Source organism: Phytopseudomonas dryadis (assembly GCF_004327355.1).
GTDB classification, from domain to species: domain Bacteria; phylum Pseudomonadota; class Gammaproteobacteria; order Pseudomonadales; family Pseudomonadaceae; genus Aquipseudomonas; species Aquipseudomonas dryadis.
Genome location: NZ_QJUM01000010.1, coordinates 110,112 through 136,416 on the forward strand (window position 1 = coordinate 110,112; position 26,305 = coordinate 136,416).

General features: G+C 66.3%; 22 protein-coding genes and 1 pseudogene. 14 read left to right on the plus strand and 9 right to left on the minus strand.

The window, feature by feature from the left end; all coding sequences use genetic code 11:
* Positions 1–20 precede the first annotated feature (20 nt).
* The 3 genes from DNK34_RS10625 to dinG all read right to left on the minus strand — a co-directional run bounded on the left by DNK34_RS10625 (position 21) and on the right by dinG (position 6,055).
* On the minus strand, positions 21–1,166 hold the full coding sequence (locus DNK34_RS10625; RefSeq protein WP_131174691.1) for a serine hydrolase domain-containing protein: 1,146 nt from the start codon (positions 1,164–1,166) through the stop codon (positions 21–23).
* A gap of 72 nt (positions 1,167–1,238) precedes the next feature.
* On the minus strand, positions 1,239–3,509 hold the full coding sequence (locus tag DNK34_RS10630; protein WP_131174757.1) for a beta-agarase: 2,271 nt from the start codon (positions 3,507–3,509) through the stop codon (positions 1,239–1,241).
* 401 nt (positions 3,510–3,910) lie between these two features.
* Complete coding sequence (gene dinG / locus DNK34_RS10635; RefSeq protein WP_131174692.1) at positions 3,911–6,055, minus strand: ATP-dependent DNA helicase DinG; 2,145 nt, start codon at positions 6,053–6,055, stop codon at positions 3,911–3,913.
* A 284-nt stretch (positions 6,056–6,339) separates the two neighbouring features.
* Between dinG and DNK34_RS10640 the strand changes: the two genes are divergently transcribed.
* Positions 6,340–6,804, plus strand: a complete 465-nt coding sequence (locus DNK34_RS10640) for a CopD family protein (RefSeq protein ID WP_131174693.1) — start codon at positions 6,340–6,342, stop codon at positions 6,802–6,804.
* A 22-nt stretch (positions 6,805–6,826) separates the two neighbouring features.
* Here DNK34_RS10640 and DNK34_RS10645 read toward each other — a convergent pair whose 3' ends face one another.
* The 3 genes from DNK34_RS10645 to DNK34_RS25980 form a co-directional block, all read right to left on the minus strand.
* On the minus strand, positions 6,827–7,591 hold the full coding sequence (locus DNK34_RS10645) for a collagen-like protein (RefSeq protein WP_131174694.1): 765 nt from the start codon (positions 7,589–7,591) through the stop codon (positions 6,827–6,829).
* Positions 7,584–7,865 carry a DUF1145 domain-containing protein gene (locus tag DNK34_RS10650; RefSeq protein WP_131174695.1) on the minus strand — a complete coding sequence of 94 codons (282 nt, stop codon included), beginning with the start codon at positions 7,863–7,865 and terminating at the stop codon, positions 7,584–7,586. The genes DNK34_RS10645 and DNK34_RS10650 overlap by 8 nt, the downstream gene beginning before the upstream one ends.
* A gap of 175 nt (positions 7,866–8,040) precedes the next feature.
* Complete coding sequence (locus DNK34_RS25980) at positions 8,041–8,676, minus strand: OmpA family protein (RefSeq protein WP_131174696.1); 636 nt, start codon at positions 8,674–8,676, stop codon at positions 8,041–8,043.
* Between the two features lie 163 nt (positions 8,677–8,839).
* Between DNK34_RS25980 and DNK34_RS10660 the strand changes: the two genes are divergently transcribed.
* Complete coding sequence (locus DNK34_RS10660) at positions 8,840–9,337, plus strand: DUF6231 family protein (protein ID WP_131174697.1); 498 nt, start codon at positions 8,840–8,842, stop codon at positions 9,335–9,337.
* 4 nt (positions 9,338–9,341) lie between these two features.
* Positions 9,342–9,824, plus strand: a complete 483-nt coding sequence (locus DNK34_RS10665) for a YchJ family protein (RefSeq protein WP_131174698.1) — start codon at positions 9,342–9,344, stop codon at positions 9,822–9,824.
* A 15-nt stretch (positions 9,825–9,839) separates the two neighbouring features.
* On the opposite strand, the gene DNK34_RS10670 is transcribed toward DNK34_RS10665, so the two are convergent.
* A complete protein-coding gene (locus DNK34_RS10670) occupies positions 9,840–10,376 on the minus strand; it encodes a hypothetical protein (protein ID WP_131174699.1) in 537 nt (178 codons plus the stop codon).
* Positions 10,377–10,507: 131 nt separating this feature from the next.
* Between DNK34_RS10670 and DNK34_RS10675 the strand changes: the two genes are divergently transcribed.
* From DNK34_RS10675 to DNK34_RS10720, 10 genes and pseudogenes are all read left to right on the plus strand, one after another.
* Positions 10,508–11,005, plus strand: coding sequence for an LEA/WHy family protein (locus DNK34_RS10675; protein ID WP_131174700.1), 498 nt, complete (start codon positions 10,508–10,510; stop codon positions 11,003–11,005).
* Between the two features lie 6 nt (positions 11,006–11,011).
* A complete protein-coding gene (locus DNK34_RS10680) occupies positions 11,012–11,209 on the plus strand; it encodes an SEC-C metal-binding domain-containing protein (protein WP_131174701.1) in 198 nt (65 codons plus the stop codon).
* Positions 11,199–11,651, plus strand: coding sequence for a DUF2489 domain-containing protein (locus DNK34_RS10685; RefSeq protein ID WP_131174702.1), 453 nt, complete (start codon positions 11,199–11,201; stop codon positions 11,649–11,651). Before DNK34_RS10680 ends, DNK34_RS10685 begins: the two co-directional genes overlap by 11 nt.
* Before the next feature lie 222 nt (positions 11,652–11,873).
* Entirely contained in the window at positions 11,874–14,405 is a 2,532-nt protein-coding gene (locus DNK34_RS10690; RefSeq protein ID WP_131174703.1) for a penicillin acylase family protein, read from the plus strand.
* Positions 14,406–14,856: 451 nt separating this feature from the next.
* Positions 14,857–16,092: pseudogene (locus DNK34_RS10695) on the plus strand (NAD(P)/FAD-dependent oxidoreductase); the annotation flags it as partial.
* 36 nt (positions 16,093–16,128) lie between these two features.
* Positions 16,129–18,861, plus strand: a complete 2,733-nt coding sequence (locus DNK34_RS10700) for a nitrate reductase (protein WP_131174705.1) — start codon at positions 16,129–16,131, stop codon at positions 18,859–18,861.
* A gap of 153 nt (positions 18,862–19,014) precedes the next feature.
* The gene (locus DNK34_RS10705) at positions 19,015–20,322 is read left to right on the plus strand and encodes a nitrate regulatory protein (RefSeq protein WP_131174706.1); all 1,308 of its coding nucleotides are present in this window, start codon (positions 19,015–19,017) and stop codon (positions 20,320–20,322) included.
* Positions 20,323–21,194: 872 nt separating this feature from the next.
* Positions 21,195–22,532, plus strand: a complete 1,338-nt coding sequence (locus DNK34_RS10710) for a CmpA/NrtA family ABC transporter substrate-binding protein (RefSeq protein WP_131174707.1) — start codon at positions 21,195–21,197, stop codon at positions 22,530–22,532.
* 11 nt (positions 22,533–22,543) lie between these two features.
* A complete protein-coding gene (gene ntrB / locus DNK34_RS10715) occupies positions 22,544–23,392 on the plus strand; it encodes a nitrate ABC transporter permease (protein WP_131174708.1) in 849 nt (282 codons plus the stop codon).
* Positions 23,393–23,401: 9 nt separating this feature from the next.
* Complete coding sequence (locus DNK34_RS10720; protein WP_131174709.1) at positions 23,402–24,247, plus strand: ABC transporter ATP-binding protein; 846 nt, start codon at positions 23,402–23,404, stop codon at positions 24,245–24,247.
* Positions 24,248–24,536: 289 nt separating this feature from the next.
* Here DNK34_RS10720 and DNK34_RS10725 read toward each other — a convergent pair whose 3' ends face one another.
* Positions 24,537–24,764, minus strand: a complete 228-nt coding sequence (locus DNK34_RS10725) for a hypothetical protein (protein ID WP_131174710.1) — start codon at positions 24,762–24,764, stop codon at positions 24,537–24,539.
* 384 nt (positions 24,765–25,148) lie between these two features.
* Positions 25,149–25,715, minus strand: a complete 567-nt coding sequence (dcd, locus tag DNK34_RS10730; RefSeq protein ID WP_131174711.1) for a dCTP deaminase — start codon at positions 25,713–25,715, stop codon at positions 25,149–25,151.
* Positions 25,716–26,039: 324 nt separating this feature from the next.
* On the opposite strand from dcd, the gene DNK34_RS10735 reads away from it, so the two are divergent.
* Positions 26,040–26,249 (plus strand): cold-shock protein, encoded by a 210-nt coding sequence (locus DNK34_RS10735; protein ID WP_003245585.1) that lies wholly within the window; start codon positions 26,040–26,042, stop codon positions 26,247–26,249.
* Positions 26,250–26,305 lie beyond the last annotated feature (56 nt).

Here is a 26,305-nt window from a genome sequence, read left to right on the forward strand (position 1 = left end):
CAAGAGTTTAGCCGAGGTTTCTAAAAACACTCGCATAAGATAACCGCAAGTTGCTGTGCTCGCGGGTCCATTAAGACGAACGGCCCAAGATTGTTGGTGACGAAGCCGAATGCGACATCCCGCTGCGGGTCGGCGAAACCGGTCGAACCGCCCGCCCCGGGGTGGCCGAACGCCTCCGGGCCCATGCCGTACGTGGCATTGGCGACGCCGGGCTGGTCGAGCATACAGCCCAGACCGAAGCGGGTCGAGGTGAGCAATGTCCTGTCCTCACCGACACTGTGTTCGCGGGTGAGTTCAGCCAGCAGCTCGCTGTCCAGCAGGCTCCCGTCCAGCAGACCGCTGTAGAAACCGGCCAGGCTGCGGGCATTGCCATGGCCATTCGCGGCGGGCTGCTGCATGCGCCGCCACTCGGGCTTGTTGGTGCTGGTCATGATCGACGGCGGGTTGGTGAAGGCCCGTGTGGTCACGGCCTGGGCATCGGTCATCATGGTCCTGAGCAGGCGCTGGGCAGCGGCGTCGCCGACATTGCCCTTGCCGCGGGCGATGGTCGCCACGCGATGAAACTCCGCATCGTCCAGGCCAATATGGAAGTCCAGCCCCAGGGGCCTGGCCGTACGGGCCACGATCGACTCCCCCGGGCCACGACCTTCGACACGGCGCAGCACCTCGCCGACCAGCCAGCCATAGGTGATCGGCGCATAGCCGTGGCCCTCCCCCGGTTGCCACCAGGGCTTCTCGGCCGCCAGCGCCGCGGTCATGGTCTGCCAGTCGTAGAGGGCCTCGGCAGGCAGCTGTTCGCGCAACGCCGGCAGGCCGGCCTGGTGGCAGAGCAGGTGACGCAGGGTGATGTGCGCCTTGCCGGCGGCGGCGAACTCCGGCCAGTAGCGCGCCACGGGGGCATCCAGCTCCAGCTTGCCCTCGCCGACCAGTTGCAGCGCGGTGACGGCCGTGAAGGTCTTGGTGCAGGAAAACAGGTTGAGGATGGTATCGCTGTGCCAGGCCTGCTGGCCGTCCCTATCGGCGGCACCGGCCCAGATGTCGACCACGGTCTCGCCGCCGATCTGCACGCAGAGCGCCGCCCCGCGCTCCTGTGGATTGTCGAAGAGCGCGGCGAACGCGTCCTTCAAGGCCTCGAACTTGAGATCGAAGTATCCCTGTATCTGCACATCAGACTCCCATGTTGCGACCGCGGAACAGCGGCCTGCCCAATACCCGGGCGAAACGAAGGTGCATGAATATCATGGTTTGCCCGATTCTGCAGGCGCATCCGGGGCGCCTGCGCCCGGCGCGACGTCGGCCGTGTCGGGCTGCGCCTCCTGGGCCGCCGCGTCGAGCAGCCGCGCAGCCACCGCCAGATTGGCCGTGCGCACGGCTCTGACGAAGCCCTCCCAGGGTCTGTCGGTGATCGCCACCAACCCCAGGTGGCCGTTTTCGCCGTCGAGCAGGCGCCCGGTCACGGGCTGGTCGAGATACTGGAACCAGTGCACGCCGACGATCTGCGGTTCTTCCAGCGCCCTTGCCAGGAAATGCGCGTAGGCCGGCCCCCGCTCTTCCTCCTTGCCCACCTCGGAGACGCCACCCCAGAACGGCCCGCGATCCCGTGAACCGAAGTGGAACTCGGTGATCATCAAGGGCTTGTCCAGCGCGCGCAGGGCGGTGAAGTCGTAGCCATGCTGCGGCTCGCGGGTATAGAAGTTGAAGCTCAGCACGTCGCAGAACGCGGCACAGGCGGCCACGGCCTCCGGAATGCTGTTGGCGAAGCGGCCGCCCAGCAACAGGTGGTTCGGCGCATGCCATTTCAGGGAATCGGCGATGGTCTTGAAGTAGCTATCGGCGAACAGGCGCAGGAAGCGCTGCATGTCGCGTTCGATGGCCGGGTACGCGGCACTGATCGGCGGTGCCTCGAAGCCCGGGTCCTCCATCAGCTCCCAGGCGTCCAGGGTGATGCCCCAGGCCTGCGACAGGCCATCCTGGTTGCGGTACTGGTCGCGCAGTTGCTTGAGGAAGGCGCGCTTGGCCGGCACGTCCGTGCTCAGCCGCAGCGTCGCATAAGCCAGCGCGTAACGGGCCTGGGGATCTTCCGCACGGCCCGCCCAGGCCAGTTCGTTGTCGGCGAAATAGCCGACCAGCCAGGGATCGTCACGGTGGTCGCGCGCGGCGATGGCGATGGCACGCTCGGCAGCCATGGCGAAACGGGGATCGAACGGATCGGGCATGCCGCCCCACCAGTCGACGCCGGTGCTGATGGTGGCGTAGTCGCCACGGATGGACAGCGGGATGCTGTAAGGCATGCGCCGATCCTCGGCGAAAGCGCTGTCGCTCCAGTTGCCCAGGGTGTTGAAACCCCAGGCCTGCAGGCGATCCTGGGCCAGCGCCCGCCAGGCCCGTGGCTCCTGGGCGCCATAACTGCGCTGCAGGTTGGCGCTGTAGAAGTCGTACCAGCGGCCACTGGCAAAGGCCCGCCCGCGACTGGCGCCGGTATCGGCCTGGCTGTCGCCGCTGCCATAGAAGGCCGCCAGCGGCTCCCCCGTGGCCGGCAGCCCGGCGAACATCGCTTCACGGCCCTCGATATAGGTCTGGCTTTGCGAACCGGTGACGGTGTTCACCCCCAGGGAATAGAACGGGTTGCCTTCCGGGGTGATCAGGAACCAGCGCCCGGCACGCTTCTCGGTGCGGAAGAAGCCAGTGGCCGCGAAGCCGGGCCCGCCGCTCCAGCCGCCATAGCTGTCCTGCCGTGGCCTGTCGGCGAGCCAGCCGCGCAACAGTTGCTGTTCCTCGGCCGCGGCCTGGCGCAACTGCTCGTCGCGGTCGATCTTGCCCGGCCAGTCACGCCGGCTGAACTGGCCATAGGGGTCGACGATAGCGAGGTAGGCCTGCTCCAGGTCGCCGCTGCCACGCACGTCGAAGCGCCCGAGCAACAGGTGCTGGGCGGCCTGCGGACGGGGCATGGAGAGGGTCACCGAGGCGACCCTGGAGCGGTCCAGTTCGCCATTCACGGTTTCGGCCAGCAACAGCAGGCGGCCGTCCCGCCGCCATGGCATCGGCACGCCGGCGCGCATGCCCTGGGCCCTTGGCGACGTCGCGCCCAGCGGGATCAGCAGCGTCTGCGCCGGCCCGGCGGGCAGCGCGATCTGCGTGGTCAGACGTTTGCCGTCGACGCTTTCGATCGCCACGTCGAGGGTCAGCGCCCAGTCCATGGCGTTCTGCACGCGCAGGCTCACGGCGCTCAGTGACGACCAGTCCCAACTGCCGTGCTGTGGCGCCAGGCGCAGGCTGGGCCGCTCGGCGGGGTTGAAGGTGGCACGGCGCAAAACCTCGCCCGCGGGCGTGCTCTCGGCCGTGACACTCGGTAGAGCGGCATCGCGGGTGGTGATCTGAACCGCATCCAGGGGCCGGACGAAATTGAACAGTTCCCGCTTGTCCTCGACCGCCAGTGCAGCCGGGGACAGGCCCAGCAACGCGACCAGCGTGATCGGCGCAAGGACTTTGGCAACCCGTTGAACGGGCATCGCGTGCTGGGCGCGATCGGTTAGCAGCCGCCAGGTGTTGACCTTCAAGACCGCTTCTCCCCGCCACTCATGGTTACTGGATGACCCACGGCGCAATCGCCACGGACTTGCCGATGCCGCCAGCGGCGCTCGCGCCGGCGCCATAGTGCGCCTGTTGAGCGACTGACCGCAAAGCCTGCCGGCGGGCGCCGACCAACGCACATCCGCCAGACCCGCTCGCACCCGATCCGGGCCAACCCGCTCGACGTATCGCCAGCCAGCGCCATGCAAGAGCAAGAAACAGGCGAGGAACTCCCCCACGAACACGAGTCGCTGCGCACGCGGGGCGCGTTGGCGGCCAATGGCTTTCGAGCGGATCACGCTGGGCGGCCTGACTTCCCCGCCAGCCTGTGCCCGGGTCGTCAGGCGATCTCCCGACGAAACGGCGGCAAGGCGTTGAGAATCGCCTTGCCATAACGCTGGGTCACCACACGCCGATCCAGCAAGGTGATGGTGCCGCGGTCCTCTTCGGTACGCAGCAGCCGGCCGCAGGCCTGCACCAGGCGCAGCGAGGCGTCCGGCACCGCGATCTCCATGAACGGATTGCCGCCACGCGCCTCGATCCACTCGGCCAATGCCGCTTCCACCGGATCGTCCGGCACGGCGAAGGGGATCTTGGCGATCACTACATGCTCGCAATAGGCGCCCGGCAGGTCGACCCCTTCGGCGAAGCTGGCCAGGCCGAACAGCACGCTCTCCTCGCCGCTGTCGACCCGCGCCTTGTGCTTGTTCAGGGTCTCCTGCTTGGACAGGTTGCCCTGGATGAACACCCGCTTGCGCCAGTCGCGCTCCAGGCCGTCGAACACGTCCTGCATCTGTTTGCGCGAGGAAAACAGCACCAGGGTGCCCCGCGAGCCTTGCACCAAGGCCGGCAGCTCACGGATGATCGCCGCCGTATGCAGCGCGGCGTCACGCGGGTCGGCCTTGAGGTCGGGCACCCGCAACACGCCGGCATCGGCATGGTGGAAGGGGCTGGGCACCACCGCCGTCACCGCGCCTTTCGGCAGGCCGGCACGCATGCGGTAACGGTCGAAGGTGCCCAGCGCGGTCAGCGTCGCCGAGGTCACCAGGGCGCCATAGGCCACGTTCCACAGATTGCGGCGCAAGGTCTCCGCCGCCAGGATCGGGCTGGCATTGACCTCGATATCGAACAGCGCGCCGCTCTCGGCCAGGGTCAACCAGCGCGCCATGGGCGGGCTGTTCTCGGGGTCTTCGGCGGTGAACGCCAACCACAGCTCCCAGGTCCCCTGGGCCCGTGCCAGCAGGCTGCCGAACAACGGATACCACTCTTCGGCCTGGTGGCTGGCGATACCGATGCTGGTCTCGCCATCCATGGCCTCCTTGAGGCGCTCGGTCACCCCGGTGAACAGCTCGGTGAGCTTGGAGAAACCCTTCTTCAACTCCAGGCCCAGTTCGATCAGATGCCCGGGCACCACGCCGCCGACGAACCGGTGACGGGGGCGCTCGCGACCTTCCATGTCCTCGCCGGGTTTGAAATCGGCCAGCTGTTCGCAGGCGCTGAACATGAACTGCTGGTGGCTCTTGAGCTCGCGCGCCAACTCCGGCACCTGTTCGATCAGCCGCCCCAGATCCCCCGGCAGGGGGTGCTGGGCAAGCAGCTTGCTCAGGTTCTTGGCGGTCTGCTCCAGCCAGTCGGCCGTTGAGCGCAGGCGGGTGAAGTGGGCGAAATGGCCGATCGCCTTGTCCGGCAGGTGGTGGCCCTCGTCGAAGATATACAGGGTTTCCCGCGGGTCGGGCAGCACCGCACCGCCGCCCAGGGCCAGGTCGGCCAACACCATGTCGTGGTTGGTGACGATCACGTCGACCTTGCCCATGCCCTCGCGCGCCTTGTAGAAGGCGCACTGCTGAAAGTTGGGGCAGTGCCGGCCGGTGCACTGGCTGTGATCCGTGGTCAGTTGCGACCAGCGGCTGTCTTCCAGCTCCTGGGGCCAGCTGTCACGGTCGCCATCCCACTTGTTGCCGGCCAGCTTCTCGATCATCGCGGTGAAGAGCTTCTGCCCCTCCTCGTCGACATCGATGCGAAAGCCCTCTTCCTCGAACAACTGGGCGGTGCTGCTCTGCGCCTGGCCTTCCTGCAATAGCACGTCAAGCTTGGACAGACACAGATAGCGGCCACGGCCCTTGGCCAGGGCGAAGCTGAAACTCAGCCCGCTGTTGCGCATCAGATCCGGCAGATCCTTGTGCACGATCTGCTCCTGCAGGGCCACGGTCGCCGTGGCGATCACCAGGCGCTTGCCAGCGGCCTTGGCCGTGGGGATCACGGCCATGCTGTAGGCCACGGTCTTGCCGGTACCGGTGCCCGCCTCGATCGCCACCACGGCCGGATCGCCCTCGCGCCGCCCCTCGTCGTCGACCTTGATGCTGCCCAGCACCTTGGCGACCTCGGCGATCATCAGGCGCTGCCCATAGCGCGGCTTGAGCCCCTTGGACTCGAGAAAACGGGAATAGGCGCCCTGGATCTGGGACTTGAGTTCGGTACTGAGCATGGGAAATCTGAGGTAAAAGGCTGGATATATTTTCAGTGTTCGCAAACGGCCGCTATCATAGCGCGCTAATCGCCCGAGCGCTGACTCGCCTGCCAAAACACCGAGAACGGGCCGCCGCGCACGGAGTGAAACCCTCAGCACCCTGTTTCCGAGCTGTCGCTTCGCGCGTCCCCTGCGGGATCGCACTGCCGCACGTCTGCCGCCCGCGACGTCCAGGCCTGTATCCCGCGCAGCGGGGCCGACGCCCAGCAGATCGTAAACGGGGCCTCGACCGGAGCGCCTGAATGCAACCCTATTCCTTCATCTATACCCTGCACCTGCTCGCCGCCCTGATCTGGGTCGGCGGCATGTTCTTCGCCTGGATGGTACTGCGCCCGGCCAGCGTGGCCGCGTTGCCGGCGCCGGCCCGGCTGACGCTGTGGCTGGAGGTGTTCCGGCGCTTCTTCCAGTGGGTATGGGTCGCCGTCCTGCTGCTGCCGCTCAGCGGCGTCGGCATGCTGCACATGGGCTTCAGCGGCTTCGACGGCGCGCCGCGCTACGTGCACGTCATGATCGGGCTGTACCTGGCCATGCTGGCGTTGTTCCTGCGCATCCAGGCCTTGCAGCTACCGGCCTTGCGTCGCGCCGTTCAAGCCGAGGACTGGCCGGCAGGCGGCGCGGTACTGGGACACATCCGCCGTCTGGTGGCGATCAACCTGCTGCTGGGCCTGCTGGTGGTCGCCGTGGCGGCTGCCCGCCCAAGCTTCTGACGAGCAGAGCACGGGCATCGGTTCAGAAACGCACCACGTCCAGACGTCCGGCGGTTCCCGCCACACCGGGCTGGCCGGCACGCCCGGGCGCACCAGCGGCGGCCCCCCGGGTGCTGTAGATCCAGCAGCCCTTGGCAGCACCGCCGGCACCGGCATTGCCCGGCGCCCCGGCCGGGCCACCGTGGCCACCCTCGAGACGCACCTGCAGACGCTCCAGCGGGAAGTCCGCGGGCACTTCCAGGCGCACCTGACCACCAGGGGCGCCAGGCTGGCCATCGGTGCCATCCTGGCCATCATGCCCGGCGCTGGACTGGCCCCAGGCGCAGCCACCCGGCTTGCCGTCGGCACCATCGAGGCCGGCATAGCCCGGCGCGCCACGCCCCCCACGGGCATCGAGCAGCAGTTGTTCGGTGTTCACGCCTTGCAGGCGAATGGTCAGGGTACGTCCCGGCACTGCCGGACTCAGGGTGGTGCCCGCGGCGCCGGCTGCGCTGATCTGCGCACCCGAGGCGATGGCGCCCGAGCGCACCTGCAGACGGAACGCCTGCGCGGACGGGGCGATGCTGATCTGCGCATCGCGGCCCAGGCGCAATTCGTCGACGTGCAGTTCGGTCAGGCCGGGCGGAATCATCAGGGTGCCATGATCGGCTATCTCGAGGCGCTGCAATTGCAGCACGCTGCCACTGGCGGGCAGGCGCATGAACATATGCGACTGGACTTCGATCACCGCTTCGGCGAACGCCAGCGGGCAGCACAGGGCAGCCAGCAGCAACAGCGTGCTACGCATGCGCCACCTCCCCCTGTTGCCGCTGCGGCGTCAGTGTCCAGACATGCAGGATGCCGAACGCCAGCACCAGCAGGCGCGCCGACCAGGGCTTCGTCTGCTCGCGCAAGCGGGCATTGAACAACGCCAGCTCGAGGCCATGCAGCACCAACACCGCAACACCGGCCAGTGCCAGCAACGCGGCGAAGGGTTGTGCGAAAGGATCGATCAGATTGGCCAGCACGACACACCAGAACAGTGCCGCCAGCAACTTGCCCAGCCCCAACAAAGTCTTCATTCCCGCCCCTGACCGCTTATTGGTTTTGCGGCACCTTACTGCGTTTGAGGGCAAAGAAACCAGAGGGCTGAGGGAAAACCCGCGTCACGGCGTGGCGCCTGCGGGACGGAGAAAAGCGCAGACCCCGGCCGATTCGTGACCGTGCCGGGGCCGCTACGCGCAGTGAAGCTCGGATTTATGGCTGGGCTTCGACTTCGGCTTCCACGCGACGGTTGATCGCACGACCGGCCTCGGTGGCATTATCGGCAACCGGGCGGCTCTCGCCGTAACCTACGGCATTGACACGATCAGCGCCTACGCCATATTGGTTGACCAGCGCATCACGCACGGCATTGGCGCGGCGCTCGGACAGTCTCTGGTTGTAGGCGTCGGTACCGACGGAGTCGGTGTGACCTTCGACCACGGTGGTGGTTTGCGGGTACTGCGCCATGAAATCGGCCAGGCTCTTGATGTCGCCGTAGCTTTCCTGCTTGACTTCGGCCTTGTCGAAATCGAATTTCACGTCAAGCTCGACGCGCACCGCTTCGGCGACGGGCTCGGGTGCGACCGGCTCCTCGACGATGGTTTCTTCGACCAGTACCAGTTCTTCCTCGCCACCGGCCCCGTGCACCCAGCAATAGGCGGCGGCCATACCGGCGCCCACGACCGCACCACCGCCCGCCCAGGTCGAACTCTCGATCGCACCCAGCGCGGCACCGCCGACGCCGCCGACAGCGGCGCAGGTTGGCCAGTCGGTTTTCTGGATGCCAGCGCAACCCGTCAGAAAGCTGGAAGCAATGATCAGGGGTACCGCTTTCCTTGTAATGCTCATATGCAAGTCTCCTATGGGGAATCGGCCCAAAACCGACACTTTGGATTAAAGACGCCAGTTTTAGAATCTGCCAGACATGTTTACGACACTCAGGCAGAACGAACAGTTCTAGGTCATTACGTCGCTGCGCGGTAGTCTTTTGTGATCTTCTCGAGGTTTTTCGATGATCGACGTCACATCTACCCGTACTCCACAGCAGGCCTTGGCCGCCCTGCTGGAACGTTATACCCCCAAGCGGCTGCTGCTGATCGGCGCCAGCGAGCTACCCGCGGTCGCCGCGTTTCAGCGCGCCCACCCGCACAGCCAGGTCGCCCATAGCACGGCGGGGGACCTGCCCAACGAGCTGGCGGCGCAACGCTTCGACCTCGCCCTGGTGGTCGACTGCCTGGAGCACCTGCCCAAACGCACTGGCCTGCAACTGCTCGGAGGGATACGCAATTTGAATGCCAGCCGTATCGCCGTTCTGGTAGACCTGGATGCCAGCGGCTGGCGCGACACCGATTTCTTCGCCCTGGCCCTGCAGGCCAGCGAGCGTTTCGAACGCGGCGAGCAGACGCTCAGCCTGTTCACCTACGATCTTCTGGAATACAAGCAGGTGCCCGACTGGCTCAATGCCAAGTTCTGGGCCAACCCGGACAACTTCGGCAAGTACTGGTGGTAAGAGGATGGCGAACAATACCCCGCGACCCAGTTGCCCCTGCGGCAGTGGCGATGCCCTGAGCGACTGCTGCGGCCGTTATCACGACGGCGTCCCGGCGCCCTGCGCCGAGAGCCTGATGCGCTCGCGCTATAGCGCCTACGTACTGGGCAATATCGATTACCTGCTGGCCACCACCCTGCCGGCGCAGCGCGCCGCGCTGGATGTCGACGGCATACGCGCCTGGAGCCTGCGGAGCACCTGGCTCGGCCTGGAGGTCGAGCATGTCGAGGTGCTCGGCGGCCAACCCGAGCACGCCCGGGTCACTTTCGTCGCGCGCTGGCACGACACCGCCGGCGAGCATGCTCACCGCGAACGCTCGGCCTTCGTGCAACACGCCGGCCACTGGTACTTCATCGATCCGACCGTAGGGCTCGATGCCAAGCGCAACGATCCCTGCCCCTGCGCCAGCGGGCAGAAATTCAAGAAGTGCTGTGCGGCCTATCTATAAGAAAGAAGCCGCCGCTCAATCGCGCAGCCTGAGGTGCGATACATCCGGCGCCGGCGCGGCCACTGGCGCCTTCAACTGGCCCATGTCGCTGCCCACCGGCGCCAGGCTGAACCGCGACAGATCGAGCACCGGCTCCGGCACATCCGCTACCGCGTCCTGCAGATCGTCGCCCAGCGCCGCCATACCGAAATCCGGGGCATCGACATCGCTGAACGCCGCCATGTACTCATCACGAGGCACCACCTGCAGGCGTCGCGCTGCCGGGGCTGCAACCGCCGGCTCCACGGCGGGCGGCGGCGCCAGTTCGATCTCCTCGATTTCCGGCTGCATGGCGCGCACCTCGACCCGTGCCCCGGCACGCTCCAGGGTGCTGCGGTACTTTTGCGCGGCTGCCACATCCAGGTTGTTCTTGATCACCAGGCGCCGCCCGGAGAACAGCAGGGCGATGCGTTGAGCATCGGCCTGGAACAGTTTGGCCAGATTGGCCTTGACCAGATCCGCTTCGGCTCCGGGTACCAGCTCCCCGGCGAATACGATCTCGTATCGCTCCATGTCCACCCTCCTTTCTCGATTCGCTTCCGCCGTCTGCCTACGGTAATAAAACGGCTTCAGTATGACGCAGCTTTTTGTAAGTGGCAGCCAGGCAGTAGCTTGATACACTGAGGCGTCGAACGGAGTATGAAATGTTTTATCAGGCGCAAATGACAAGAATTCTCAGCCTAATGCTGTTTTTTGGCCTGTTTTCAGGCTTGAGCGGTTGCTCTACCTGGCTTTCCAGCAGTTTCGAAGACCCGGATGTACGCCTGGTCAAGGTCGATGTGCTCAGGGCCAAGTTGCTGGAACAGCGTTTCGTACTGCGCTTTCGCATCGACAACCCCAATGGCGTCAGCCTGCCGGTGCGGGGCCTGAACTACGTCGTGCACCTCAATGAGGTGATGCTGGCCGAAGGCGAATCGGAAACCTGGTTCACCGTGCCGGCGCATGGGCACCATGAGTTCGACGTACCGGTGCGTACCAACCTCTGGCGCCACGTGCGCCAGGTGGTCAAGTTGCTCGAACAGCCCGACCAGCCGATCAGCTATCGCCTGCAGGGTGAAGTGAAAACCGGATTATTGTTCGGCCGTCGCGTGCACATGGCGCGCAATGGCGTGATAATTCCCGGTGATTTTCTTCCGGAGTAACCGCGCATGACCCAGCAACCCCACGTCCATGGCCCTGACTGCAACCACGATCACGATCATGCCCACGACCACGGACACGTGCATGGCCCGCATTGCAACCACGGCCACCAGGAGCCGGTGCGCAACACCCTGAAGGATGTCGGCCGCAACGATCCGTGCCCCTGCGGCAGCAGCAAGAAATTCAAGAAATGCCATGGCGCCTGAGCGCCTCCTGATCCCGCTCGCCGTACTGCTGGTCATTGCCCTGGCCCTGTACGCCCTGCATCTGTGGCGTCAGGTATGGGCTCGGCAGCGCTTGCAGGCGCAGGCCCGTGCCGCGCAACGCCAGCGCCTGCACGGCGACCTGCGGGTACTGGCCGGCTCCCTGCTCGACGGGCAACTGCCGTTGATCGAAGGCGCGATCCGCATCAAGGTGCTGCTCGACAACTACGATACCGACTTGAGCCTGGCGCCGTCGCTGCAGGTATTCCAGCAGTTGTACGACGCCACGGCCCACGTCCCCACCCATGCCGACTGGCAGGCCCTGAGCCGTAGCGAACGCCGCCAGCATGAACAGCACTTCGCTGCATTGATCCAGCGCCACCAGGCGCAGGCACACGACGCGGCGCGCTGGCTGCTCGCCGAGGGGCTTGGCGCCAGGCCATAGTGACCGGGGTCGATAGAACCTGGCGCCTTCCGGCGCACCGGCTTACCCGCCCCGGCAGGTTCCGGGCACTGCCGATCGGTTTATAGCGGCCATGACGCTGGCCGCTCTTGCCAGCCGCTCTGGCGCTCTCTACCTTTACGCCCCACTGGCGCCTGGGTTCTCCAGGCCATCGCGGCGACACCGGGCCGCCCCTTACCCTGCGTCCTGCAAGGAGTCCGCTGCATGCTATCGCGCGCTTTCCGCCCTCTCGCCACCATGAGCCTCGCCGGCATGCTGACCGGCCTGGTCGCCTTGAGCGGCTGCCAGTCCCTGGTCGACAGCCGCTACCGCGACAGCGTGCACCCGGATCAGGGCAGCTTCCGCGTACTGGGCCTGGCGCAGACCGCCTCGGTGCGACGCAACCCGCTGGGCATGCCGCTGATCGAAACCCATACCTTTCACGACGCCCTGTTCACCCTCGGCTACGTGCACGCCAGCGACAGGATCAGCCAGATGGTCAGCATGCGCCTGATGGCCGAAGGGCGCCTGGCGGAAATGGCCGGCCCGGGCGTGCTGGAAATGGACCGCTTCATGCGTGCGGTGAACCTGAAGCAGAGCGCCGAGACTCTCTACAAGAATGCCTCGCCACGGCTCAAGGCGTTCTTCGAGGTCTATGCGCGCGGGGTCAACGCCTACCTGTTCCGCTACCGCGACAAGCTGCCGATGGATCTGGCCGAAGCCGGCTACCGGCCGCCCTACTGGAAGCCCGAAGATTCGGTGCTGATCTTCTGCCTGCTCAACTTCGGCCTGTCGGTGAACCTGCAGGAAGAAATCGCCGCCCTGACCCTGGCCCAGAAGGTCGGCGCGGACAAGCTGGCCTGGCTGCTGCCCACCTACCCCGACGAGCCGCTGCCCTTCGAGGAGGCCGAGAAGCTCAAGGGCCTGGCGCTGGGCGGACGCATTCCCGGCCTGCAGGCGCTCGGTGCCGCCGCCGAGCAGGTCGCCGGACAACATATGCTCGGCGTCGCCGCCTCCAACAACTGGGCCATCTCGCCGTCGCGCAGCCGCAGCGGCAAGAGCCTGCTGGCCAACGATACCCACCTGCCCCTGGCCCAGCCTTCGGTGTGGAGCTTCGTGCAGATCCGCGCGCCCAAATTCGAGGCGGCCGGGGTGACGGTCGCCGGGGTGCCGGCGGTGGTCGCCGGTTTCAACGGCAAGCTGGCCTGGGGCATGACCATGGTCATGGGCGACAACCAGGATCTGTTCCTGGAGCAGGTCAAACGCGAGGGCAACCGCCTGCACTACCTCGCCGACGGCAAATGGCAGCCCGCCCGGGAACGCCAGGAAACCTTCTTCATCAAGGGCCAGAAACCGGTCCGCGAGAGCATTTTCGAAACCCGTCACGGGCCGCTGCTCAACTCGGTGCTGGGCGAGCGCAAGCACCCGCTGCAGCCGCTGCAACTGGAAAGCGGCTACGGCCTGGCGCTGCAGACCACCCAGTTCGAAGCGGACGCCAGCCTCGATGCCTTCTTCGACCTGTCACGGGCGCAATCGGTGGAGCAGGCCTTCGAGGCCGCCCGGGAAATCCGCGCCATGCCGCTGAACCTGGTGTTCGCCGATGCCCGGCACATCGGCTGGCAGGTCACCGGGCGCTTCCCCAACCGTCGTGGGGGGCTGGGGCTGGTGCCGTCGCCCGGCTGGGACGGGCGCTACGAGTGGGACGGTTTCGCCGACCCCATGCTCCACCCCTACGACCAGGACCCGCAGCAGGGCTGGCTGGGCAGCGCCAACCAGCGCAGCGTACCGCGCGGCTACGGCATGCAGTTGTCCAACTCCTGGTACTACCCGGAGCGTTACGAGCGCCTGGCGCAACTGGCGGGCGCAGGGCGTCACGACACCCAGAGCATGATCGCCATGCAGTACGACCAGACCTCGCCCTTCGTCGCCAAGCTGCAGGGCATGTTCGAGGCCCCTGGCATGGCCACCGCTCTGCGCGAGGCCATCGAGCGCCTGCCGGAAGCACAACGCGGCAAGGCCCGCGAAGCCCTGAGCCGGCTGATGGCGTTCGACGGCAAGCTGTCGGCGAGCTCGGCCGATGCCGCGGTCTACGGCGCCTTCCTCCACGAAAGCGCACGGCAGATCTTCCTCGACGAACTCGGCCCGGACACCTCGCCGGCCTGGCAAGCCCTGGTGGAAACCGCCAACAGCTCCTATTCGGCCCAGGCCGATCATCTGCTCGGCCGCGACGACAGCCCCTTCTGGGATGACATCCGCACCGCGCAGAAGGAAGACAAGCCCGCCATCCTGGCGCGTAGCCTGGCGGCGGCCATCGAGCTGCTCGAAAGCCGCCTGGGCAGCGAGCGTACCGCCTGGCAGTGGGGCAAGCTGCACACCTATGAATGGGTCAGCGGCAGTACCCAGATGGCGCCCTACCTGAGCGCCAGCCAGCGCGCCGGCATCGCCTCGCTGAAAGGTTACCTGGATCGCGGCCCCTACCCGGCGGGCGGCGACCACAGCACCCTGAACGTGTCGGCCTACCGCTGGGGCGATAACTTCGATACCTGGCTGATCCCGGCCATGCGCCTGATCGTCGACTTCGGCCGCGAAGAACCGATGATCGGCCTGAACAGCTCCGGTCAGTCCGGCAATCCGGCCAGCCCGCATTACGCCGATGGCATCGACGCCTGGCGCCGCGCCCAGTACCTGAGCTTCCCGATGCAGCCGCAGAACCTGGAGAAGAGCTACGGCAGCAAACGCCTGCTGCTGACGCCCTGACGCGGTGCATGACGCACTGGCACAGGGCGTAAATTTCCCCTGTGCCCGCGTGGGAGCGGCTTCAGCCGCGATGCTTTCGTAGCTGCCGATCGCCGCTGAAGCGCCTCCCACGCAGAGCGGATCGCCGTCGTCGGCCAGCACGCGGCCGCCCCGCCTGCTGCGCGACAGCGCCGTGGCGAAACGCTGTCCTGCAAGCCAACCCCGGCACACCGGTGCGCATTGGCACAATCCCTGCTCATGACCTGGCAGACATAGAGCGAACCGGCGAACGGTCGCGCTCCCCGACACGAATCGGGATCGGACAAAGGCGTCCTTGCACTCACGGTGCAGGACGCCTTTTTTATGGCCTGCCATCCCTGGCGGCCACCTTCGGGCCGTCGCAAGCGACGTTAAAAATGGCTCCCGGCCATTTTTTATGGCCGCGATTCATTCAGGGCCATGGAGGTAGCGGATGAAACGATTGAAACTGGTGATGATCGGCAACGGCATGGCCGGGGTACGCACCCTGGAAGAGCTGCTCAAGATCGCCCCGGAGCTGTACCAGATCACCCTCTTCGGCGCCGAACCGCACCCCAACTACAACCGCATCCAGCTCTCCCCGGTGCTGGCCGGCGAGCAGGACTTCGAGGACATCGTGCTCAACGACCTGAACTGGTACGCCGAGCGCGGCATCCGCCTGCTGCTGGGGCGCCAGGTGGTGGAGATCGACCGGGTTCGCCGCCGCGTCATCGCCGAGGACGGCAGCAGCGCCGAGTACGACCGCCTGCTGATCGCCACCGGTTCCAGCCCGGTGATCCTGCCGATCCCGGGCAATACCCTGGACGGGGTGATCGGCTACCGCGACATCGCCGACACCCGCGCCATGCTGCTCAGCGCCACGCAGCACCGCCGCGCCGTGGTCATCGGCGGCGGTCTGCTCGGCCTGGAAGCGGCCAATGGCCTGAACCTGCGCGGCATGCAGGTGACCGTGGTGCATCGCGGCGCCAGCCTGCTGGAGCGCCAGCTCGACAGCCGGGCCGGTCAGTTGCTGCAAAACGACCTGGAACGACGCGGCCTGCATTTCGCCCTGGGCAAACAGACCCGCGAACTGCTCGGCTCGAACACGGGCCGGGTCGGCGCGGTACGCCTCGATGACGATGAACGGCTCGACACCGACCTGGTGGTGATGGCCGCCGGCATCAGCCCCAACATCGCCCTGGCGCAACGCGCCGGCCTGCCCTGCAGCCGTGGCATTCTGGTCGACGACACCCTGCAGACCTTCGACCCGCGCATCTACGCCGTGGGCGAATGCGTCTGCCACCGTGGCGTCGCCTACGGCCTGGTGGCGCCGCTGTTCGAGCAGGCCCGGGTCTGCGCCAACCACCTGGCCATGCTCGGCTATTCGCGCTACCCGGGCTCGGTGACCTCGACCAGGCTCAAGGTCACCGGCATCGAGCTGTTTTCCGCCGGCGACTTCGCCGGTGGCCAAGGCACCCAGAGCATCACCCTCGACGACCCCATCGGCGGCACCTACAGGAAGCTGGTGCTCAAGGACGACGTGCTGGTCGGCGCCTGCCTCTACGGCGATACCCTCGATGCGCCCTGGTACTGGCGCCTGATCCGCCAGGGCGATGAGGTCGGCGCCATCCGTGATCGGCTGATGTTCGGTGAACGTGCCCTGACCGACGCCGAGCGCGAACAGCGCAGCGCCGTCACCCTGCCGCTGCGCGGGGCGGCCTGAGCCATGCACGAGCAAACGACCACCGCCTCGACCTGCTGCTACTGCGGCGTCGGCTGCGGCGTGCTGATCGAACACGACGGGCAGCGCATTCTCGGCGTCAGCGGCGACCCGCAGCACCCGGCCAACTTCGGCAAACTGTGCAGCAAGGGCGCCTCCCTGCACCTGACCGGCGACCTCGAGGCCCGCGCCCTGTACCCGCAGTTGCGCCTGGGCAAGCAACTCGGGCGCACCCGCACGGACTGGGACAACGCCCTGGAGCACGCCGCCGAGGTCTTCGCCCGCACCATCGCCGAACACGGCCCGGACAGCGTCGCCTTCTATATCTCCGGGCAGTTGCTGAGCGAGGACTACTACGCCTTCAACAAGCTGGCCCGGGCCCTGGTCGGCACCAACAACATCGACAGCAACTCGCGCCTGTGCATGTCCTCGGCGGTGGTCGGCTACAAACGCAGCCTGGGCGCCGATGCGCCGCCCTGCTCCTACGAGGACATCGAGCTGGCCGACACCCTGCTGATCGCCGGCAGCAACATGGCCTATGCCCACCCCATCCTGTTCCGCCGCCTGGAAGCCGCCAAGGCGCGCAACCCGCGGATGAAGGTCATCGTCATCGACCCGCGGCGCACCGATACCTGCGAGCTGGCCGACCTGCACCTGGCCATCCAGCCGGGCACCGATGTGGCGCTGCTGCACGGCATCCTGCACCTGCTGCTGGAACAGGGCCAGGTCGACCATGCCTTCATCGACGCCCACACCGAGGGCTTCGAGGCCCTGCGCGCGCTGAGCGCCGACTACCCGCCGCAACGGGTTGCCGAGCTGTGCGCCATCAAGGTCGCGGACCTGCTGCGCTGCGCCCAGTGGATCGGCGCATCGCCGCGCCTGCTCTCGCTGTGGTGCATGGGCCTCAATCAGTCCAGCGCCGGCACCGCGAAGAACTCCGCGCTGATCAACCTGCACCTGGCCACCGGGCAGATCGGCAAGGCGGGCAGCGGGCCGTTTTCCCTCACCGGCCAACCCAACGCCATGGGGGGCCGCGAGACCGGCAGCCTGTCCAACCTGCTGCCCGGGCACCGCGAGGCGGGCAACGCCGAACACCGCGCCGAAGTCGCCGCCTACTGGGGCGTCGAAGCCTTGCCCGAACAGCCGGGACTCAGCGCCATCGAACTGTTCGAAGCGGTCGGCAGCGGCAAGGTCAAGGCGCTGTGGATCGCCTGTACCAACCCGGCGCAATCCATGCCCGACCAGCACAAGGTGCGCCAGGCACTGAGCGAATGCCCCTTCGTGGTGGTGCAGGAAGCCTTCTTCACCAGCGAAACCTGCCGCTACGCCGACCTGCTGCTGCCGGCCGCCAGCTGGGGGGAGAAAGCCGGCACAGTGACCAATTCCGAGCGCCGCGTCAGCCGCGTACGCCGCGCCGTGGCGGCGCCAGGCGAAGCCCGCGCCGACTGGGCCATCGCCTGCGACTTCGCCCGGCGCCTGGAAACCCGCCTGCAGGGCACCGCCTCGGGACGCTTCGCCTTCGCAGAACCCGAGCAACTGTTCGAGGAATACAAGCAACTGACCCGGGGCCGCGACCTGGATCTCAGCGGCCTCGGCTATGCCCTGCTGGAGGATCGCGGGCCACAGCAGTGGCCGTTCCCGGCCGGCGCCGAAAGGGGCACGCCGCGGCTCTACGGCGATGGCCGCTTCCCCACCGCCAATGGCCGCGCCCGCTTTATCGCCGATGCCTACCGGCCGCCCAGGGAGCAACGCGAGGCGCGCTACCCGCTGATTCTCAATACCGGCCGCCTGCGCGATCAATGGCATGGCATGAGCCGCACCGGCACCGCGGCGCGGCTGTTCGCCCATGCCGAAGAACCGCTGCTCGGTCTCAATCCGGAAGACATGCGCCAGCGTCACTTGCAGGACGGCCAGCTGGCGCGCATCGACAGCCGTCGCGGCACGCTGCTGATCCGTGTGCAGAGCGACGCCGGCCTGCGCCCCGGCCAGGTGTTCCTGCCCATGCACTGGGGCGATCGCTTCCTCAAGGGGCTTGGCGTCAATGCCCTCACCCTGCCCGCGTTCGACCCGCTGTCGAAACAGCCGGAACTCAAGCATGCCGCTGTCGAGGTGCAGGCGGTCGAGCTGGACTGGCACTTTCACGCCCTGATCGAAGGCCATGTGCAACAGCGCTTCGAAGCCCTGCGCCCACTGTGCGAGCACTTCGCCCATGCCAGCCTCGGCCTGGTCGGCCGCGACACGCCTGCGCTGGTGATTCGCGCCGCCCATCCACAGGCGCCGAGTCCGGCGCTGCTGGCACAGTTGCACGCGCAACTCGGTTTGAACGAAGGGCCGGTGATGCGTTACGACGATCCCCGTGAGGGCGATGGCGGCCTGCCCATCCACAAGCGCGTGCGTATCGAGCAGGGCCGCCTGACCGGCTTCTCGCTGAGCGGAGAGACCCGCGCACGCACCTGGCTGCGCGATCTGTGGCAGGCGGCCACACCGCTGGACGATGACGGCGGCGCGGCCCTGCGGCGCTGGCTGCTGGCGCCGGTGGAAGGGCCGCCCGGCCAGGAACTGCAGAGCGCGGGCAAGACCCTGTGCACCTGCATGAACGTCAGCGAAACCGCGATTCGCGCCGCCATCGACCACGGCTGCGACCTCGACGGGCTCAAGCAGAGCCTTGGCTGCGGCACCCAATGCGGTTCCTGCGTGCCCGAGATCAAGCGCCTGTTGGCGCCGCCCATCGAAGCCTGAATACGCGCCCTGGATCCCCACGCGCCCCGGAGCAGAGCAGCGCAAGCGGCACGTCGAGACAGCCTAAGGCTAATCCAGGGTACGCATCCATGGCCTGTGATGGACTGCTATTTGCACTGTTCTGGTTCAACCGTGTTTCGACAAGACTGCCTTATGCCTGAGAAGAAGATGCCCCCCGCCCTGCGCTTCATGCTCGCCGCGCGCCGCTGCGAGCTGCAGGGCCTGGAAAGCCTGTCCGTCACCTGCGAGCTGGTCACCCGGATCAGCCAGCTCGTGCATCAACTGCAGAAGGAGCGCGGCTATTCCAATATCTATCTGGGCAACCAGTCGCCGCATTATCTGCACCAGCTTGACGCACACAGCGCCGAGTCATCGCTCTTCGAAGGTCAGGTGCACGATTGCTTCATGCGCATGGACCCCGGCCAGCCCGGCGCCGCCGACCGTGCCCGCCTGTTCAACCGCATCGCCTACGTATTGCACGGCATGCAGGAGCTGGCTGGCCTGCGCCGCCGTATCCGTGCCCTGGAGCTGACGCCTCGGCAGGCCACCCAGGCCTTTACCCGGCTGATCGGCGGCCTGCTGGCGGTGGTCTTCGAGGCCGCCGACACGGCTGTCGATCCGGGTATCACCCGGGTGCTGGTGGTCCTGTTCAACTTCATGCAGGGCAAGGAGCTGGCCGGCCAGGAGCGCGCCGCCGGGGTCGAAGGGTTCTCCCAAGGCTACTTCGACAGCGACCTGCTGCAACGCATGCAGCAACTGGAAGAAGGTCAGGAGCGCTGCTTCGAGGTATTCGCCGAGTTCGCCGATGACGATGCCCAGGCCCTGTGGCACCGGGTCTGCGCTGGCGAAACCGCCGCCCAGTTGCTGAGCCTGCGCACCATGGCCAGGCGCACATCGGCAGACGCCCGGGTGGAGCCGTCCCTCTGCGAGCTGTGGTTCGAACTCAACACCCGGCGCATCGACGCCATGAAACAGGTCGAAGCGCACCTGGCCGCCGGGCTGCTGGAGCACTGCCGCCGCAGCATCGCCCAGGCCCACGCCGACCTCGACAACCACCGCACCCTGCTCGGCCGCCTGGCGCAGATGGATGCCGGCAGCGACCAGGCGCTGCTGTTCAGCGTGCACAGCAGCACCCTGGACAGCGCTCCGCAGGACGCCATCGGCAATCACCTGGCGCGCTCGATCCTGGATTTGCTGCACGAGCAGAACCAGCGCCTGCAACGGGTCAGTGACGAGCTCAAGGAAACCCGCGAGACGCTCAATGAACGCAAGCTGATCGAGCGGGCGAAGAAACTGCTGATGACCCAGTACCAGCTCAGCGAGGACGACGCCTACACGCGCCTGCGCCAGTCCGCCATGGAACGTGGCTTGCGCCTGGTCGACGTGGCGCAGAGCCTGCTGGCCTTCGCCGCGCGCAAGGCCCAGGACAACCCGCGCAGCGACAAGAACCCGCGTGCCTGAGCGTACGATACCTGCCCCTGGGTATCGCTGCGCTCAACCACAGGCTACGGCCCGCTCTGCCCTGGTAGCCCGGCGCTGAGCGCAGCGATGCCCGGGAACGCTGCTCCTGGGTATCGCTACGCTCAACCGCAGGCTACGACTCACTCCGCCCTGGTAGCCCGGCGCTGAGCGCAGCGATGCCCGGGAGACTGCCCCTGGGTATCGCGGTGCTCAACCACAGGCTACGGCCCGCTCCGCCCTGGTAGCCCGGCGCTGAGCGCAGCGATGCCCGGGAACGCTGCCCTGGGTATCGAGATGCTCAACCACAGGCTACGGCCCGCTCTGCCCTGGTAGCCCGGCGCTGAGCGCAGCGATGCCCGGGAAGCGGCTCCTGGGTATCGCTGCGCTCGACCACAGGCTGCGGCCCGCTCTGCTCTGGTAGCCCGGCGCTGAGCGCAGCGATGCCCGGGAGACTGCCCCTGGGTATCGCGGTGCTCAACCGCAGGCTACGGTTCACTCTGCCCGGGAACGCTGCCAGCCCTCTGGTTCCATGCACCTGCGCCGCGCACGGCAAGCGCTCGACGCCCCGCTGCTGTGCGGCGCCAGCGCCCGAGTCGATCGAGCAGGGTCTCGACGGAGTCGCCCAGCACAGACCGAAAAGCGTTCCCGCTCAAGCAGTTAACCTCCCCACGTGAAATTTCCCGGGCCAGTCGCCAGGCTGCCAGGCCAGGCGCTCCTGCTACTGGCATGCAACCTGCTATGTCCGTAGCAGGAGGCCGGCTCTGCCCCTCCACAATCCGAATCATGGACAACGGCGTCCACCCTCGTTGCAGCCCGAGCGCTGCCATGAGAGTGACGCCGTTTTTTTATGCGTGTTTTTTGGGGAAAACCATATGGACGACAAGCCACGTACTTTGCAGAGCGTCGACGACAGCGCCGATCAGCCGCGGCGTACCTTCCTCAAGCAGTCCATGGGCCTGCTCGGCGGCGGCGCGCTGCTGGGCATGCTGCCTGCGGGCATGAGTGCGGCGGTCTGGGCCGCCGGCAGCGATGCGCCGGAAACCACCCGGGCCAAACTCGGCTTCATCGCCCTGACCGACGCCGCTCCGTTGTTCGTCGCCATCGAGCAGGGCCTGTTCGCCAAGCACGGCATGCCGGATGTCGAGGTGCTCAAGCAATCGTCCTGGGGCACCACGCGCGACAACCTGGTGCTCGGCGCCGGCAGTGGCGGCATCGACGGTGCGCACGTGCTCACGCCCATGGCCTATCACCTGTCCACCGGCAGGATCACCACCAATAACCAACCGCTGCCGATGGCCCTCCTGGCCCGGCTGAACGTCAACGGCCAGGGCATCTCCCTGTCCAACGAGTACCTGGACCTCAAGGTCGGCGTCGACGCCTCGGCCTTCAAGGGCGCCATCGCCGCGAAACAGGCGAGCGGCAAGAAGGTTTCCGCCGCCATGACCTTCCCCGGCGGCACCCACGACCTGTGGTTGCGCTACTGGCTGGCGGCGGCTGGCATCGATCCGGACAAGGACCTCCCCACCATCGTCGTGCCGCCACCGCAGATGGTCGCCAACATGAAGGTCGGCAACATGGATACCTTCTGCGTCGGCGAGCCCTGGCACGCCCAACTGCTCAACCAGAAGATCGGCTACAGCGCCCTGACCACGGGCGAGCTGTGGGGCAATCACCCGGAGAAGGCCCTGGCCCTGCGCGCCGACTACGTGGACGCCAACCCCAACAGCACCCGTGCGCTGCTCAAGGCGGTGCTCGAGGCGCAGATATTCTGCGACCAGCCGGGCAACAAGGACGAAGTCGCGCAGATCTGCGCCAAGCGTCGCTGGATCGGTGCGCCGGCCGGCGATATCGCGCCGCGCCTCAAGGGCAGCTTCGACTACGGCGGCGGTCGCGTGGTGGAAAACAGCCCGCACGCGATGCGCTTCTGGAACGAGCACGCCTCCTACCCGTTCAAGAGCCACGACCTGTGGTTCCTCACCGAGAACCAGCGCTGGGGCCAGTTGCCCCGGGACCTGGACAGACAGGCCCTGGTCGACAGGGTCAACCGCGACGATATCTGGCGCCTGGCCGCGGCCGACCTGCAACTGCCCGCCGAACAGATCCCGACCTCTGCCTCGCGCGGTACGGAAACCTTCTTCGACGGCAAGACCTTCGACCCGCAGAACCCCCAAGCCTATCTCGACAGCCTGTCGATCAAGGCATCGGCCTGAGGAGCACAGCCATGAACGCCACCAGCAACCCCATCAAGGTCAACAGCGCCGTGCCGGGCACGCCGCAGTGGCTGCAGCGCCTGCAGGCGCACCTGCTGCACAACGTGCTGCCGCCGCTGCTGATCATCGTCGCCCTGACGCTGATCTGGCAGTTGCTGTGCAGCGGCGCCAACGCCTCGCTGCCGCCACCGAGCCAGGTGATCAGCGAGACCTGGGAACTGATCGTCGACCCCTTCTACGACAACGGCGGCAATGACGTGGGCATGGCCTGGCAACTGCTGGCCAGCCTGGAGCGGGTCGCCTACGGCTACGCCCTGGCGGTGGTGGTGGGCGTCGCCCTCGGCGTGCTGGTCGGCCAGTCGACCTGGGCCATGCGCGGCCTCGACCCGTTGTTCCAGATCCTGCGTACGGTGCCGCCGCTGGCCTGGCTGCCGCTGTCGCTGGCCGGCTTCAAGGACAGCCACCCCTCGGCGATCTTCGTGATCTTCATCACCGCGATCTGGCCGATCATCATCAATACCTCGGTAGGCATCCGCAACATCCCCGAGGACTACCGCAACGTCGCCAGGGTGCTGCGCCTCAACGGCCTGGAATACTTCCACAAGATCATGCTGCCGGCGGCCGCGCCCTACATCTTCTCCGGGCTGCGCATCGGCGTGGGCCTGTCCTGGCTGGCGATCATCGCCGCCGAGATGCTGATCGGCGGCGTCGGTATCGGCTTCTTCATCTGGGACGCGTGGAACGCCTCGCGCATCAGCGACATCATCCTCGCCCTGATCTACGTCGGCGTGGTCGGCTTCCTGCTCGACCGGCTGGTGCTGTTCGTCGGCAATCGCATCACCCGTGGCACATCGGCCTGAGGAAAGGACATGAGCAAGCACTACCTGAGCATCGAGCATGTGGAAAAACACTTCGAGCGTGACGGCGTGGCATCCCACGTCCTCAGTCAGATCAACCTCGACGTCGGGCGTGGCGAGTACATCTCCATCATCGGCCATTCCGGCTGCGGCAAGTCGACGGTCCTCAATATCGTCGCCGGCCTCACCGAGTCGAGCAGTGGCGCGGTGATCCTCGATGGCAAGGAAGTTTGCGGCCCTGGCCCGGATCGCAGCCTGGTGTTCCAGAACCACTCGCTGCTGCCCTGGCTGACGGTGCAGGAGAACGTCGCCCTGGCGGTGGACAAGGTGTTCAAGCACGGCAAGAGCAAGGCCGAGCGCCGCGACTGGACGCTGCATCACCTGGAGCTGGTGAGCATGGGCCACGCCCTGCACAAGCGCCCCAGCGAGATTTCCGGCGGCATGAAGCAGCGGGTGGGCATCGCCCGCGCGCTGGCCATGGAACCCAAGGTGCTGCTGCTCGACGAACCCTTCGGCGCCCTCGATGCCCTGACCCGCGCCCACCTGCAGGACGAGGTGATGCGTATCCAGAGCGAGCTGCACAACACCGTGCTGATGATCACCCACGATGTCGACGAAGCCGTGCTGCTCTCCGACCGCATCGTGATGATGACCAACGGCCCCGCGGCGACCATCGGCGAGATCCTGACCATCGACCTGCCGCGCCCGCGCGACCGCATCGCCCTGGCCGACGACCCGCGCTACAACCAGTACCGACATGCGGTACTGCGTTTCCTCCACGAAAAGCAGCGCAAGGTGGAAACCCTGGGCGCACGCCGGACGCCGACAAGGCCGGCACAACAGCGCGCTCGCGCCTAGGGTCAACCATGAAATGCCGGACTCCCGTGGATACCGTCTTGATCCCTGGCCAGCAAGAGCCCGTTCGGAATCAGGATTCGCCAGTAGGAGCGTCGCCCCCGGCGCGATGCGATGGCGGCCATGCTGCAAAAATCGCGGGATGGCCACCAATCGCCGCGAGGGCGCGGCTCCTACGCGAATGGGGCAATGCTGCGCGCAGATACCGCGCGACCGACATTTGATCTGTGTCGCGACACCAGTAACCAGGGCTAGGAAAGCAGCCGCCAGGCCCAGGGCTGGCGGCGGCGGATCAGTCGCGGGCGATACCGGTCACGGTGATGCCGAAGCGTTCCTCGAGGCGCACCGCGGGGGTCTGCTCCTCATGGGGTTGTTCCTTGGGCTCGAGGGGCTCCAGGTTGTTTTCGGCCCACTCCAACAACCATTGCACGGCTTGCTCCAGGCTCGGCTTCTCGGCCGACTTCACCTCGAGCACTTCGGCTGCTTCGTCTCTGCTGTAGGCGATGTTCCATTTGGTCATGATCACTTCTCCACCCGGGGTTGGCGGCTGACGCGCGAAGGCGTCGGCCCTGTGAACATGTAGACCCATCGCCGTCGAACAGTTCGGCTGATAATCGTGCTGAACTTTGTAGCGGCAGGTGACTCAGATTTTGTGCATCGATTGATTCTCCTGGGCGCCCGGATAGGCGCCTATTTTTTTGTGCCCGCCATCCCTGGCGGCCACCCTGCGGGCCGCCTCCCGCGACGCCAAGAATCGCTCCCGACGATTTTTCGTGACCCGCGCCCCCCTGAACGATCGCCTGGCGGACCGCCGCAAGCGACGCAACCAGCTAGAAACGAAACGGTGCAGTACCCCGCTTTAGCTTCTAGCTTGCAGCTTATGGCTTACCGCTTCGACCGGGCTTCACGCCTTGGGCAGGGTCACGCCCAACTGGCCCTGGTACTTGCCGCCGCGATCCTTGTACGACACCTCGCAGGCCTCGTCGGATTCGAGGAACAGCATCTGCGCCACCCCTTCGTTGGCGTAGATCTTCGCCGGCAGCGTGGTGGTGTTGGAGAACTCCAGGGTCACGTGGCCTTCCCACTCCGGTTCCAGCGGCGTGACGTTGACGATGATGCCGCAGCGCGCATAGGTGCTCTTGCCCAGGCAGATGGTCAGCACGTTGCGCGGGATGCGGAAGAATTCCACGGTGCGCGCCAGGGCGAAGGAGTTCGGCGGGATGATGCACACGTCGCTCTTCACGTCGACGAAGCTCTTTTCATCGAAATTCTTCGGATCGACGGTGGCCGAGTTGATGTTGGTGAACACCTTGAATTCGTCGGCACAACGCACATCGTAGCCGTAGCTCGACACGCCGTAGGAGATCAGCTGCTGGCCGCCCTCGTGGCGCACCTGGCGTTCGACGAACGGCTCGATCATCCCCTGTTCCTGGGCCATGCGGCGAATCCACTTATCCGATTTAATGCTCATGGCGGTCGTCCTGAAATGGGCTTAATGGTGAAAAAGTGAGCGCATCTTACCGGGGCCGGCCACGTGGTTCAAAGCCTCTCGACAGGCCGCGCAAGTGGAAGCCCGTCACGACTGAATCAACGAAATAACAGAAAGGCGCACAGACCATTCGCGCTTAGCGTGAAAAGCGCGTATGGTGACCCCACTGTGCTGCATGTGTCACCGCGAATCGCTACTTGATGCCTAGATTTCGATCCAAACATCGTCCGACTCCTAGTACTCGTTGCACTCAGTCCCGGCCTGGTTCTATCCAGGGCTGCTATTACTTTTGTTAGGAGATATCACATGTCCAATCGTCAGACTGGCACCGTCAAATGGTTCAACGATGAGAAAGGCTACGGCTTCATCACCCCGCAGTCCGGTGACGACCTGTTCGTACACTTCAAAGCTATCCAGAGCGATGGCTTCAAGAGCCTGAAAGAAGGCCAGCAAGTTTCCTTCGTGGCCACCCGTGGTCAGAAAGGCATGCAAGCTGAGGAAGTTCAGGTTATCTAACCTGCGCTGACTGAAAAAAGCCCCGCTCGATGCGGGGCTTTTTTATGCCTGCGATT